19 protein-coding genes are annotated in these 12,267 nt (G+C 66.1%); 5 read left to right on the forward strand and 14 right to left on the reverse strand.

The annotated features are described in order from the left end of the window. Positions 1–6: 6 nt before the first annotated feature. The 6 genes from AB0F17_RS08805 to AB0F17_RS08830 form a co-directional block, all read right to left on the reverse strand. The gene (locus AB0F17_RS08805; RefSeq protein ID WP_358018547.1) at positions 7–237 is read right to left on the reverse strand and encodes a hypothetical protein; all 231 of its coding nucleotides are present in this window, start codon (positions 235–237) and stop codon (positions 7–9) included. 147 nt (positions 238–384) lie between these two features. Next, complete coding sequence (locus AB0F17_RS08810) at positions 385–531, reverse strand: hypothetical protein (RefSeq protein ID WP_358018550.1); 147 nt, start codon at positions 529–531, stop codon at positions 385–387. A 10-nt stretch (positions 532–541) separates the two neighbouring features. Continuing rightward, the gene (locus AB0F17_RS08815; protein ID WP_358018553.1) at positions 542–670 is read right to left on the reverse strand and encodes a hypothetical protein; all 129 of its coding nucleotides are present in this window, start codon (positions 668–670) and stop codon (positions 542–544) included. After that, positions 667–846, reverse strand: a complete 180-nt coding sequence (locus AB0F17_RS08820; RefSeq protein ID WP_358018556.1) for a hypothetical protein — start codon at positions 844–846, stop codon at positions 667–669. Before AB0F17_RS08820 ends, AB0F17_RS08815 begins: the two co-directional genes overlap by 4 nt. Further along, the gene (locus tag AB0F17_RS08825) at positions 843–1,064 is read right to left on the reverse strand and encodes a DNA-binding protein (protein WP_358018559.1); all 222 of its coding nucleotides are present in this window, start codon (positions 1,062–1,064) and stop codon (positions 843–845) included. Before AB0F17_RS08825 ends, AB0F17_RS08820 begins: the two co-directional genes overlap by 4 nt. Then, positions 1,064–1,300 carry a helix-turn-helix transcriptional regulator gene (locus AB0F17_RS08830; RefSeq protein ID WP_358018562.1) on the reverse strand — a complete coding sequence of 79 codons (237 nt, stop codon included), beginning with the start codon at positions 1,298–1,300 and terminating at the stop codon, positions 1,064–1,066. The genes AB0F17_RS08825 and AB0F17_RS08830 overlap by 1 nt, the downstream gene beginning before the upstream one ends. Positions 1,301–1,466: 166 nt before the next feature. On the opposite strand from AB0F17_RS08830, the gene AB0F17_RS08835 reads away from it, so the two are divergent. Next, entirely contained in the window at positions 1,467–2,120 is a 654-nt protein-coding gene (locus tag AB0F17_RS08835; RefSeq protein ID WP_358018565.1) for a hypothetical protein, read from the forward strand. Positions 2,121–2,134: 14 nt separating this feature from the next. Here AB0F17_RS08835 and AB0F17_RS08840 read toward each other — a convergent pair whose 3' ends face one another. Continuing rightward, complete coding sequence (locus AB0F17_RS08840; RefSeq protein ID WP_358018568.1) at positions 2,135–2,437, reverse strand: hypothetical protein; 303 nt, start codon at positions 2,435–2,437, stop codon at positions 2,135–2,137. Between the two features lie 382 nt (positions 2,438–2,819). On the opposite strand from AB0F17_RS08840, the gene AB0F17_RS08845 reads away from it, so the two are divergent. The 3 genes from AB0F17_RS08845 (at position 2,820) to AB0F17_RS08855 (ending at position 5,888) form a co-directional block, all read left to right on the forward strand. Continuing rightward, entirely contained in the window at positions 2,820–4,013 is a 1,194-nt protein-coding gene (locus AB0F17_RS08845; protein WP_358018571.1) for a tyrosine-type recombinase/integrase, read from the forward strand. 195 nt (positions 4,014–4,208) lie between these two features. Further along, positions 4,209–4,877 (forward strand): HEAT repeat domain-containing protein, encoded by a 669-nt coding sequence (locus tag AB0F17_RS08850; protein ID WP_358018574.1) that lies wholly within the window; start codon positions 4,209–4,211, stop codon positions 4,875–4,877. A gap of 6 nt (positions 4,878–4,883) precedes the next feature. After that, positions 4,884–5,888 carry a HEAT repeat domain-containing protein gene (locus AB0F17_RS08855; RefSeq protein WP_358018577.1) on the forward strand — a complete coding sequence of 335 codons (1,005 nt, stop codon included), beginning with the start codon at positions 4,884–4,886 and terminating at the stop codon, positions 5,886–5,888. Positions 5,889–6,282: 394 nt separating this feature from the next. Here the strand turns inward: AB0F17_RS08855 and AB0F17_RS08860 are convergent, their stop codons facing one another. Continuing rightward, entirely contained in the window at positions 6,283–6,780 is a 498-nt protein-coding gene (locus AB0F17_RS08860) for a hypothetical protein (protein ID WP_358018580.1), read from the reverse strand. Continuing rightward, positions 6,777–7,778, reverse strand: coding sequence for a phosphotransferase (locus tag AB0F17_RS08865; RefSeq protein ID WP_358018583.1), 1,002 nt, complete (start codon positions 7,776–7,778; stop codon positions 6,777–6,779). The genes AB0F17_RS08860 and AB0F17_RS08865 overlap by 4 nt, the downstream gene beginning before the upstream one ends. 662 nt (positions 7,779–8,440) lie before the next feature. Here AB0F17_RS08865 and AB0F17_RS08870 point away from each other — a divergent pair. Next, entirely contained in the window at positions 8,441–9,310 is an 870-nt protein-coding gene (locus AB0F17_RS08870) for an RIO1 family regulatory kinase/ATPase (RefSeq protein WP_358018586.1), read from the forward strand. A 331-nt stretch (positions 9,311–9,641) separates the two neighbouring features. Here the strand turns inward: AB0F17_RS08870 and AB0F17_RS08875 are convergent, their stop codons facing one another. The 5 genes from AB0F17_RS08875 to AB0F17_RS08895 form a co-directional block, all read right to left on the reverse strand. Continuing rightward, complete coding sequence (locus AB0F17_RS08875; protein ID WP_358018589.1) at positions 9,642–10,250, reverse strand: hypothetical protein; 609 nt, start codon at positions 10,248–10,250, stop codon at positions 9,642–9,644. Beyond that, positions 10,247–10,441 (reverse strand): hypothetical protein, encoded by a 195-nt coding sequence (locus AB0F17_RS08880; protein WP_358018591.1) that lies wholly within the window; start codon positions 10,439–10,441, stop codon positions 10,247–10,249. Before AB0F17_RS08880 ends, AB0F17_RS08875 begins: the two co-directional genes overlap by 4 nt. Positions 10,442–10,545: 104 nt before the next feature. After that, a complete protein-coding gene (locus AB0F17_RS08885) occupies positions 10,546–11,388 on the reverse strand; it encodes a helix-turn-helix transcriptional regulator (protein ID WP_358018594.1) in 843 nt (280 codons plus the stop codon). Further along, positions 11,363–11,911 carry a DUF6879 family protein gene (locus AB0F17_RS08890; protein ID WP_358018597.1) on the reverse strand — a complete coding sequence of 183 codons (549 nt, stop codon included), beginning with the start codon at positions 11,909–11,911 and terminating at the stop codon, positions 11,363–11,365. The genes AB0F17_RS08885 and AB0F17_RS08890 overlap by 26 nt, the downstream gene beginning before the upstream one ends. Then, the gene (locus AB0F17_RS08895; protein ID WP_358018600.1) at positions 11,908–12,111 is read right to left on the reverse strand and encodes a hypothetical protein; all 204 of its coding nucleotides are present in this window, start codon (positions 12,109–12,111) and stop codon (positions 11,908–11,910) included. Before AB0F17_RS08895 ends, AB0F17_RS08890 begins: the two co-directional genes overlap by 4 nt. Between the last annotated feature and the right edge of the window lie 156 nt (positions 12,112–12,267).

Here is a 12,267-nt window from a genome sequence, read left to right on the forward strand (position 1 = left end):
TGCCCTTCAACGGACACCGCCCCACCGCTGCCACGGGCTGGCGCCGGTCCGCCACCAGATGCTCGCGTCGGTCGGGAGGTCCCACCGCTCCTGGTATTCGAGGATCCGCGCGCACTCCAGATGGGCGTCCGCGATCCCCTCTACCGGGTCGCTGCCCGCCTGCTGGTCGCCTTCGGAGTCCAGGCAGGTGTACCTGACCTGGAACTGGGCGACACCGAGCCCGGCAATCTCCGGCATTACGCCGGTCCGTTCGGGAGATGAGATAGTCATTGAAGGTCTCGCTCTCTATCGATCAGTCAGTGCTCTTGAGCGGGATCAGCGGGTCCGGCAGGGGTGAGAAGCTGCTGGGCCCGCGGCCTGTTCAGGGAGTGGAGACGGCGCGGGCTATTTGGCGCGCGGGGCGGCGCCCTCGCGGAACACGCGGGTCCGCCGCGTCGAGGTGAAGGCGTTGCGCTCCTCCGCCTCCAGGCGCTTCTCGGCGCGGACGGTCTTCATGTAGCCCTTGTGGCAGGGGCCGTTGAAGCGGCGCATGGCAATCTCCTCAGATCGTGGGGATGGGGGTGGCCGCCATGTCGGCGGCGAACTCCAGGGCGTCGTCGATGGCGCGCAGGATCCGGGCGAGCAGGAAGCCGGCCTCAACGCGGCGGTTGTAGCGCTCGGTGGCGGTCACGACCCACCTCGCTCGTACTCGGTCTCGATCCGGTACATCTCGAAGACCGCAGCCATCCGGCGCAGGTGGGCCGTGGCGGCATCCATCATGTTGCGGTAGTCGGCGGTGTAGATGTCCTTCGCCAGCGCGTAGCGAAGGTCGCGGCGGTAGTCGGTGTTCACCGGGGCAGCGCTCACTCGGCACCGCCGAGAGCCTGCAGAATGCTGGCCGTGATGACCCGCTTCTTGCCGCCGACAGCGATCACCTGAGCGGGAAAATCGCCCCGCTTGATCAGCTCGTACGCGTAACTACGGCTGATCCCGAACGGCTTTCCGCCCGTGGCGGGGTCCACGGTGGCGGGCCATCCCTTGATCTCGTCCAGGGTCGGGACGGTGTGCTCGCTGGGCGTTGCCATCATTCGGCCCTCGCCGAGGCGATGAGTTCAGTCTTCTCGCAGCGCAAGATGCGGCAGATGGCCCCGAACAACTTGGCGCTGGGCTGACGCTTGCCGGACTCCAATCGGTAGATGGTGGAGGAGTGGACAGGGCGGCCGAGGTCCTGCGCGAGGAGGGCGGCGAGAACCGTCCCTGACAGTTCTCGGTCCTCGCGGAACTCTCGGAGCTTGTCGCCGTCGATGACTGCGGATCGCATGTAAGCCAAGTTATGCCAACTTGTGGGCCAAGGGAAGCAAGTTAACCAAGATTCTTTGTATAACTTGCTCTTACTTGGCTTAACCTGGGCCTTGACCAGGAAGAATGCAAGTTGGACACACGTCTATGCCTAGACGTGCCAACATCTGTCAGGCACACTCGTCAACATGCGAGGGACCGCCGAAGACAAGCAGAGATGGCGAGCTGCACTCGGGCGCTACATGGAGGACCGGCGCCTAGAGCTTGGCCTCCTCTGGGAGCAAGTCGCCGAACTTACCGGCCTCAGCGCCCAGGGCCTGCGAGACGTCCGCGAAAAGTCGGGCAGGCCCCGGCCGCTCACGAAGCAAGCCATCGAGAAGGCGCTTCAGTGGGAACCGGGCAGCATCGACCTCATCCTTGCCGGGGGAGAACCCATCCCCCTCTCGCCCGCGCCCCTTCGCCGCCGGCAGGAGCCTTCCCCCGCCGCGACGGTGTCGCCGGACATGGCCACGCGTATCCCCAACTGGTTCAAGAGTGAGCTGGAAAGACGAGACGTCCAAGCGCCTGCGATCTTGAGGGCGCTTGACGTGTTGCGGGCCATCGCAGATCACAACCAGTCGACCTTGGCCGAGCTGCTGCTGGAGGCTGGGCTGGCAGGTCTTGACGAATTGGGTGTGCGAGATAGGCCGGACCTGATCAGGGACGCCATTGAAAACTTCCGTAGAGAAGTTCAGCGTATTACGGCGTCTCCGCACCTTTCTTCGAGCCAGAAGCGAGAGACCAGGGCTATGGCCGCTGAGGAGCTTCTGAAGATTCTTGAGAAGGGTGCGGAGACTACGTAAACCAAATGCCGCAGTTAAGCGACGGACTCCAGGCGGCCGGATATACGGTCGGCTTTGGCTCTCTCTACCACGGCGGCTTCTTCCATGATCGCCTCGTCGAGGCGAAGCGTGGCAAGCTTCAGCCTGACGTGGCTGAGAAGCCCATGGTCGGGCCGTGTCATCCAGAGCGCGACGCTGGTGAAACTGCTGATCAGCGTCGCCAACCACACGGTCATGTACACCTGGATATGCGGCTGGATCGCCATGGTGATTACAAGCGCGCTCCACGTGGCGCCGGTCACGCCAAACATGATCCAGCGTGTCTTGCGATCTTTCACTCGTCCACCCCTTCGTGGCCGACGTCGCAGATGCGGCGGCCATGCTGCGACATTCCTTTTCCCGAGGCATTCGCGGCAGTGCGAGAACTTTAATTCAGGTTGGATTTTTACGGAACAGGACAGAAGTCGATTTCTAGTGCGCCACTATGAAGGGACGCCGGAGCGGGTATGCGACCTCACCGAGGGTTACGGCCATGCCCGTAATGCGGTCGGAATACACTGCTATGCCCGGAACGCGTAAATAGTCCAGTAAGCGAATCGTATCCTCGCGGATAGTGTCCTGGGATGGCGCCCCGGCGCTAGATCTTTCTTCCCCTCAAGGCCGTGCATCGCAGACAGCACGTGCGGCAAACTCATCCACACCCTCAGGGAGGAGCGCGATGTGGCGAGAGACCCCATCAAGACCGTCACGCTGAAGGACGGCACCACGCGCTATCGGTTCGTCGTGGACATCGGCCGCGATGAGAATGGCAAGCGTAAGCAGCTCACCGTCACGAAGGACACGAGGAAGGAGGCCAAGGCCGAGTACGCCCGCATCGCGCACCAGCGGAACACGGGCACCCTGATCATCCCGCATCAGATGACGGTCAATGAACTGCTCGACGCCTGGATCAAGTTCTCCACGCGAGACGTCGAGGAGGGGACAGCCGCCAACTACGCGCACGCCATCCGGCCCGTACGGCTGCGGCTCGGGCATAAACCCCTGCAACAACTCACCGAGGATGACATCGAAGACCTGATCGACTGGATGCTGACCAAAGGGCGGCGGCGCGCTGGCACGCCAGGAACCGGGCTGGGACTGCGGTCCGTGCGGCTCACGCTTGGCAGGCTGCGTGCAGCGCTGAACCTCGCCGTCCGGCGCCATCTGGTTGTCCGGAACGTCGCCTTGGACATCACCATCTCCCGCGAGCAGAAGAACAGGGCGGTCAAGCCCAAGGTCAAGCCGTGGACTCCGGCCGAGGTCAAGGCATTCATCGCCGCCATCAGCGCTGATCGCCTGTTCGCGGTGATGCTGCTCGCGCTCATCGCCAGCAGGCCCGCCGAGGTTTGTGGGCTGCGCTGGGAGGAAGACGTGGACCTCGACGCGGGGACGATCGCCATCGGAAACACTCGGACGATCGTCTATGACGACTCTCGCGAGTTGGGCCAGCGCGTCAAGGTCGTCGAGAAGGGGCCCAAGTCGGACGCCGGCGAGAGGACTCTTCCCGCCCCCGCGCCGGTCCATCGAGCGTTACGCACGTTCAAGGCTCTGCAGGCAGCGGAGAAGCTGGCGGCCGGGGCGGCATATCAGGACAGCGGCTACGTCCTGGTTGATGAGCTGGGGCGGCCGTGGAAGACCAGCAAGCTGCGGCGGCAGGCGTACAGGCTCATGGAACAGGCGGGCGTGCGCAAGGTCCGACTGTACGACGCCCGGCATGCCTGCCTGTCGTGGATGGCGAACAACGGGGTGCCGGACACGGTGGTGTCGGCGTGGGCGGGTCACAGTGACCTGTCGTTCACGAAGCGTGTCTACGTTCACCCGGATCCGGAGAGTCTGCGGTCGGGGTCGGACAAGCTGTCTGAGTTGCTCAGCTAGGCGGCCAAGCGTTTGCTTGTGATGATTTGTGAGACGCTAGGCCAGAGAAGCGATCAGGCGTCGCGCCTCGCCCAAGAGATCCGAGGCTGTGAACTGGGGATCCTTCTCGTTTGTCTGTCGGGAATGATCAGACTCGGCTTCGCTTGACCTTGACACGGTGACAAGGTCTTCACTGTTGCCAAGGAGGTGGTCCCGATGACCATGCAGGAACAGGACACGGATACGATCCGAGCTTTCCAGGGGCTGGAGGACAGCCGCTCGTCAGTGCGGCTGCGGGCGGCGATGGCGGTCGGTACGGCCCCTGACCCGCGGTTCATCGACAAGCTCATCGAACGATGCGCGATCGAACCCGAGTTCTATGTGCGCGATATGCTGACGTGGGCACTCACCCGCCACTCAATATCCATGACGATTCCAGAGCTTCTCAAGGAACTCCGCTCGGGGCGTGCGCAGGCACGAAGCCAGGCGCTGCACACGCTGTCCAAGATCGGGGATCGGCAGGCGTGGCCGGCGATCACACGGGCGCTTCTGTCCGACACCGACGATGAGGTGGCGCGGAGCGCTTGGCGGGCAGCGGTCGTGCTCGTGCCCGCAGGCGAAGAGCCGGAATTGGCCGCGGTGTTGTCGACACAGCTCGGGCGCGGCGAACGTGAGACGCAGCTGAGCCTCAGCCGGGCGCTGATCGCGCTCGGCGAGGTGATCGTGCCCACGCTGAGCGCTGCGATGGCGGATCTCGACCCGCGCGTACGCGCCCACGCGATCGCCACGGAACGACTGTTGCGCGACCCGGATGCCGGATTCGAGTTCGCGATCGAGGAGGCCAAGCGCGTCGTAGCCCTCGGCGGCACCGGCAAGGAGGAGTGATGGGCAGTGTTGATCGGTGATGTGGCACGGCGGTCCGGGGTCAGCGCCCGCATGCTCCGGCATTACGACTCGCTCGGCCTGGTGCGGCCAACGGGTCGTACCGAGGCGGGCTATCGCGAGTACTCCGGCGAGGACATCCGGCGGATCTTCCAGATCGAGAGCCTGCGGTCGTTGGGGCTGTCGCTGCGTGAAGTCGGGCGCGCGCTCGATGATCCCGGCTTCACGCCCTCAGAGCTCGTCGACGACCTCATCCGCCAGACGCGAGAACGCATCGCGGCTGAGACGGAGCTGCTCACGCGACTGCGTCGGATCGACGCCGTAGAACCCGCCGGTTGGGAGGACGTCCTCCAGATCGTCGCGCTCCTCCAGGCGCTGGGGTCGAAGAACGCCGACAAGCGCCAGCGCGCGGCCTTGTCCTCAGTCGAAGAGGCTCCGATGCCAGTGGAAGCGCTGGTCGAGGCAGCGCTGAGCGAGACGGACCCGCACGTCGCCGGAGCCCTTCGCTGGGCTTTGGCGCAATCGGGCGATGACGGCTTGGCGCTGCTGGCGGAGGGCCTCGGCGCATCAGCAGCCGAGGTGCGCAAACGTGCCGTCCAGTCCATCGCCGAGATTCCGAACGGTGCGGCGACCACACTGCTGCAGGAGGCCCTCACGAACCCCGACATCGCGGTCCGCAGGTATGCGGCTCTAGCACTCGGGGCACGTGGAGTAGCCGACACGATCCCGACTCTCATCGATATCGTCGTCGAGGGCACGAATGACGTCGATGCAGCCGACGCCCTGAGCGCGCTGGCGAGTCGTCCCGCGTTGGCGGATCAGATCGCTACCGGGCTCGTTGATCGCCTTGCCCACGGCACCGTCGAACCGTCCGCACGTCGACGGCTGACACAGGCGCTCGCGGACGTCCCGGGAACCACAGCGTCACGAGCCCTCGCAGATCTGTCACATGACGAGGACCGTGCCGTTGCGCTTACCGCGACATACATTCTCGGGATACGCGACGCACGATGACGGATCTTTCCTGGCGTGCTGTGTGCGGCGCCGGACCACGAGGGCGCTTCCCTCACAGCGGATGTACCGATAGCCCGCCGACCAGCGGCACCCGATCGCTGACCGACATCATCGACATCCCCGGCCGCGCGGACCTCGCAGTCCGTACTGCCATGCGGGCGTCACGGATGACCTGCTCGTCCGCGGCCTCGCGGGCGTTGACGACCCCTGTCGATTTCCGAAGCCGCCGCGTCAGATTTCGGTGGCGAGCCGTGGCGGAGGACGTGGGCCGAATCGTCCGACCAGAACCCCATCAAATCTGACGCACCGCAGGTCACAGGCCTGTACCTGTGTCAGCTCAACTGGGACGGGACGACAACCGCCTGAGTAAGCCCAGATCGGCAGAGACATCGTACTACTCGGGGGTCCGACGGGAGCTTTCCAGGTGGCAGTGGTAGCAGACTCCTTTCCAAGGACATGCGCCGCGCTGGAGGAGGGGGATGCCGCATCGGGCGCATGGGATGCCGAGGTGCCTCTCCAGGTATCGCGGGCAGTCGTCTTCCGGGTAGATGGGTGAGGGGAACCAGAACGGGACGTTGAACTGGTCCGCGATCATCCGGCCGGCCCAGGCTGCGGCCTCCGCTTCAGGCCATGGGGGTACCTGGGCGTTGAACAGCCGAATGTCGCCGCCGAGCCCGCGGAGGAAGCCCAAGCTCCGTTCGGCCGGTTTGCCGTCAGCGAGAACGATCGCGCCGAGCCAGACTCCCCAGCCTGTCGTGTCGCCGTCCCATAGGGCTTCGATCGCGATCGGCGGCTCGGTGAGCGCGGCGGCGGACTGGAGGACGTGCTCAGCGGGCAGCTGGCGGAACTTGGCGATGGCCCGCTCCCAGTCGGCCGTACTTCCGAAAGTCACCCGTACCCGCCGGCGGCCGCGAGTGACCGGAGCTTTCCGCCGTTGGCGTCGAGCCAGCGGGTCATGTCCTCCAGCTTGCGGATTCGGTCGGCGACCTCGCCGAACTGGGCCTTCCCGCTCAGCCAGAGGCCCGCCCGCCACAGGACGCTGCCGACCGCCCGGGCGAGGAGCAGCCGGGGCAGCGCGTCGGCCTCGGCGGCGTCCAGCGGGCGGACCGAGGCGTACCCCCGCAGGAAGGCCGCCGTGCGAAGCTGCCAGTCGCGCGTCTCCAGGGCCCCGCTGTAGAACAGCGCCGCCATCACGTCCTGGACCAGAAAGCCGACCCCGGCGAACTCGAAGTCGAGCAGCCCGCTCACCTCCCTGGTGTCCTCGTCGACCAGCACGTTCCAGACCGCCAGGTCACCGTGGATGACCTGGGTCGGCAGCACGCCGTCGCCGGCAAGCCACTCCTGCCCGACGCGGCCTGCCATGGCGTCGAGGAGGGCGGCCTGCTCCGCGCTGAACCCGGCAGCGCGCAGCTGACGGCAAAGGGCGCCGACGTGCGGTACGGCGGGATGCGCCAGGAGAGGGTCACCGCGCCAGTCCCCCAGCCCGTCTTCTGGCGGCACGCCCAGCATCGCCTCGCCGAGCAGCCCGGCCGCCCGGCCGAAGCGCTCGAGTGCCGTCTGGCCCGTGAGATCGGGGCGCACGCCGGGGATCCACCGGCAGACGGTGGCCGGCCCGGCCGCAGTCTCGATCACCGTGTCCCCGCTGGGCGCGGCGACCGGCTCAGGCACCTGGAAGGGAAGTCCGACCTGCCGAAGCCACCGCAGGATCCGGTGCTCAGCACCGACCTGCGCGGCGGACAGGGTCTGGCTGACCCGGAGCACGAACCGGAGCTCCCCCTGGCGGAGCATGAACGTCTGGTTGTTGGTCCCCTGCTCGGCTCGGGTGATCGTCGTGCCCGGGGGGAAACCCCACACTGCCGGCAGCCGGGCCAGGTCGGCGGGCGCGGTCATGCGGCCATTCTGGCGGCATGCCCAGGCCGGCGCGCAACCGGTTATAGGCCCCCTCAGAGCAGGAGCCAGCAATGGATTCCACCTCTGGTCAACCAGCCGGGGCGCGCTTTCCTACTCGGGTCGAGCCGAGGTATGAGCAGAAGCGGCCATCAGTCGATCACGGGCGCAATCTCGGAAGCACGGCTGGCGCGAACCCCACGACGGAGCTCGGTACCTCGATATTTCCGCGGTCAGAGAGTTCAAGATCCGCTCACGGCCGGAATTCCTGCTATCTCGGCTGACCGCGAGGTCCGGGCCGTCCGGCCGGTCATCGTTGTACGTGCCGATGTGGAGCGGACGCGCCAAGAACTCCTCCAGCCATGAAGTCGCAGACGGTGATGCGCCGGTTTGGGTGGGTGGGTAAGAGTACGTGAAGGGAGGGGGCCGGAAATTGAGTTGCCGCAGCCAGGCCCCGCTCGGCATACTCAGCCAGGCTGACCACAGCGCGTTACCCAACCGCGTAGTCGGTGGGTATCACAGCGCTGTACGTGGAGGGCGAAGGGAGGTTGAGACCGTGATGACGACTGTTCGCGTGCCGTTTTCCGCGTCCTCTGACCTCCCCACCGGGTTCTCACCCATCTGATCGCTGAGCCGGTGGGCCTCATTCCTGGAGAAATCCCACCGTGCCCAAGCACTCCTCGCCCCGCCGCCGGGGCAAGTACGCCCTCGACGCCGATGATCTCGAATGGCTCGACAGCGCCCCCGTGGACGACGGACCACCTGTGGGTGACCGCTGGTCGACCTGGGACCAGAGCACACCCACCGAGCGCGGCCCGAAACCGCACCCGGACTGGCTCGTCACCGAGCTCGCCGCCGTGGACACCGAACTCGGCATCCTGAAAACCGGCAAGGAGGCAGACGTCCACCTGGTCTCCCGCGGCGTACCGGACACGGACCGGATCTGCCTGCTGGCCGCCAAACGCTACCGCTCAGCGGAACACCGCTTGTTCCACCGGGACGCCGGCTACCTGGAAGGCCGCAGCACCCGCGAAAGCCGCATGAACCGGGCCATGGCCAACCGCACCGCCTTCGGCAAACAGCTCATCGCCGGCCAGTGGGCCGCGGCCGAATTCGGCGCCCTGTGTCGCTTGACCGAACTCGGGCTGCCGGTCCCCTATCCGGTGCAGATCGTCGGCACCGAAATCCTCCAGGAATTCATCGGCGCCCCGGACGGCTACGCGGCACCCCGCCTCGCCAACGTCTCGGAGGACCTGGACGACCTCTGGGCGCAACTGGTGGAGGCGCTGGTCATCCTGGCCAGGGAGGGTCTGGCTCACGGCGACCTGTCGGCGTACAACCTGCTGGTCCGCGAGGGCAGGCTGGTCATCATCGACCTTCCCCAGATCGTCGACGTGATCTCCCATCCCACGGGCCCGCAGTTCCTCGACCGGGACGCCCGCAACGTGGCCACCTGGTTCGCCGCGAAGGGAATCGCGTCAGCAGACCCCGACACCCTCTCGACCCTGCTCCGATCGGAGGCCGGAATGCTCTGACACCCACGCGCTGGACGCTCGCTGCACACGCGCATCGACGAGAGGGGCGTAGATCAAGACCGCCACGACGACGGCCAGCGTGCCGACGGCGGCGATGCCTATCGAGATCAGGGCGTTCTATCCATCGAGGCTCCAGGTTGGTGGTGTAGCTGGTTGTGGGTTGCCTCGCCCGGAGGCCCTCCAGCCCTGAGGCGAGGCCACCCGCACGGCGGCTTGACGGGCCGCCGGGTCTTACATTCCCGGAGCCCTTGTCACTTGAGGGGCGACAGAGGGCAAGGGGCTGAGGCCCGGCTCCCGCGACCAATGCCGAGGGAAGCGGAAGCCAGGCTGTCTAGGGGAGCGCCTCGCGGCGCAGATCCCGGACATGCACGGTGAGAGCCCGCGCGAGGGTGTATTCGAGCCGGTGGAAGGCATCCAGCGGAACGTCCTGGCTGAGGGTGAGCCGAGGCGCTCCGTCGGGGTTCAGGGTGACGACGTCTCCCAGCACGCCGTACGGCTCGTACTCGCCGCCCGAGGTATAGACGTGCGCCTCGGTGCGGAGACGCGGGCATGACCGGATCGCCTGCGGGATGCACCCGAAACACGTGGCGGGCTTGGTCGCATACAGCGACGCGGAGGGCGCCGGCCGGGGAAAGACCCACCGCAGGCGTCCACTGGACGCGTCCAGGGCGGTTCCCCCGCACACCTGGCACAGCGCGTTCAGCATGCACTCCCGCTGCCTCAAGGTGTGCACCTGGTCCCACAGAGGTGTGCCGTGCCGGTGGCCCTCCTGGCGAGCCCACAGCACACCCATCTGCCAGTCGTCCTCTACCGGATCGGGGTATGACAGCCTGCGACCATCCGTCGCACCGTCGTAGCGCGCCAGAACAACCTTGAGGTCGATCTTCTCGGCGCTGCGGGGTGCGAGGTACGGCACCGGAAGTACGGTGGCCGCGGTCACGACACCACCCCGCGGATATTGGTCTCCCAAATGGCCTCTTGGAGTAGCCCGGCGCGCCGGTCGGCGAGCGGCTGCCGCCCTCGATGCCAGGCCCTGTGCCGGGCCTGCCAGACGCGGTCCTGCCGCCGCCCAACCACCCAGGTGGGGAAGGCGCACATCAGCGTGGGGGCTACGGACCCGTGACTGTCCATGCCAAGGACGGTACGACTGCTGGGTACGCACTCTGAAGCATTGTGCTTCAAGATGCAGCACTATTAAAGAGGCAGAGCACCCCGCGCATCTTGGAGCATCTTCCTTAGCGGCGAGGCTCCAAGTCGTCAACAACGTTCTCGATCAGCGCGCGAGCCTCGCGACCGTAGATCGCCACGTCGGCCAGCTGGGCGAAGGTACGCAAGTACGTGCCGACTTCGGGAGCCTGGGTGATGGTGAGCGCAGCGGTGATGGTCTCGACCGACACCCACCGATCATCGAAGATCCAGAACCCGTGCACGGGGGCGACCGGCAGGACCGTGGCGAAGGGAACAACGCCGAGTCGCACGGTGCGCAGCGTGGAGGAGACTGCCAGCTTGTCGAGTTGGCCGGCCAGAACCTCGGGCGGGCACAGTTGCAGCCGAAGCACAGATTCGGTGATCACGAAGTGGAAGCGGCGGCCCGGCGCGTAGAGGATCTGCTGGCGCGCCATCCTGGCGGTGACCGACTCATCGAGGTCATCGTGAGCGCCGTCGGAGGTGATCGCCTCTTGGAGGCGATAGCGGGCGTACTCGGGTGTCTGGAGCAGGCCAGGCACGAAGCAGGACTCGAAGTTGCGGATGATGGCGGCTTCCGCCTCAGCTTCGGCGAATGTTTGCTGTTGGGCCGCCATACCGCGCCGGAACATGCGGCGGAACTCGACGTACTGGCCTTCAAGAGAGCGCAGTGCGGCGATCAACTCGGGGGTCTGCTCGGGGACGTTGCATGTCGCCGCCCATGCCTCCAGGTCGGCGTCTGAGGGAGTCTGCTTCCCGCCCTCGATCTTGTAGATCTTCGTGCGGTGCCAGCCGTGAGCCTCGGCGAGCTGCTGGCCGGTCAGCCGAGCGTCTCGCCGAAGTTCACGTAGGCGAATCCCAAGAGCTTCACGGGCTCTCTCGTAGGTGGACATCCTGCTCGGTGTACTCCTGCCACGGGACGGCGTAGTGCTGGGCCACGTCCCGGTAGTAGCAGTGCTTCACAACCACAGCGGGATCGGTGACAAGGTCGGCGCCGAGGAGAACATCATCGTCTCCAAACCTCAGCATGAGGAGCGTAGTGGAGTCGATCAGCCAGAAGTCGTGGTCCGGCAAGCCGAGCTGGGCGGCCTGCGGGCGAGGCAGATACCGGATGTCCTCACCCGCCTGGACGTTGAAGCGGGCAAGAGCCAGGCCGAACCGGGTGTAGTCCGAGTGCGGCTCCGATACGACGCGAACCCGCTCCATGCGCTCGCCGGCCGAGAGGCGGGGTGCCAGCTCGGCGGTCCAGTCGTCCATGTAGGACTCGTCGATCTCTCCGCTGTCGAGGAACTGACGGACGATGGGCTCCTCCTCGGTCTCGCCGTAGTTCTCGCGGACTTCGAGCCGGAACGCGGTGTGCTGGAAGGCATGCAGGGCCTCGACCCACTCGGTTCTCGTCAGGAACCTTCCGTTCACTCCTGCGGTCCTGGCGCGAGCCTCAGCACCTCTGGCGGGACCTCGACATAGATCTCGTCGTCGCGTACGTCGACGAGATCGGCTATCGCTTCCGGATCGTTTACGCGTTTGCCCTGGACGACGTAGGTGCCACGGTCGGTCTCGTAGAGAGCTGGGCAGCCGTTCTTACCGCTGGACGTGCCGAGGAGTCTGAGCCTCATTGATCGCGCCTCTCGGGAAATCGAATCCGAATGCACTTGATGCTCAATGATGCGGGCATGCGCGTCAAGGTGCGCGCGGGCTAGGACGTAGTCACCCGTGAGAGAAGCTCCGCTCGGGTGATTGAGAATGGGGACCGCACGGCCAGACAAGGACGC

This window comes from Nonomuraea sp. NPDC026600, assembly GCF_040638335.1.
Lineage (GTDB): Bacteria > Actinomycetota > Actinomycetes > Streptosporangiales > Streptosporangiaceae > Nonomuraea.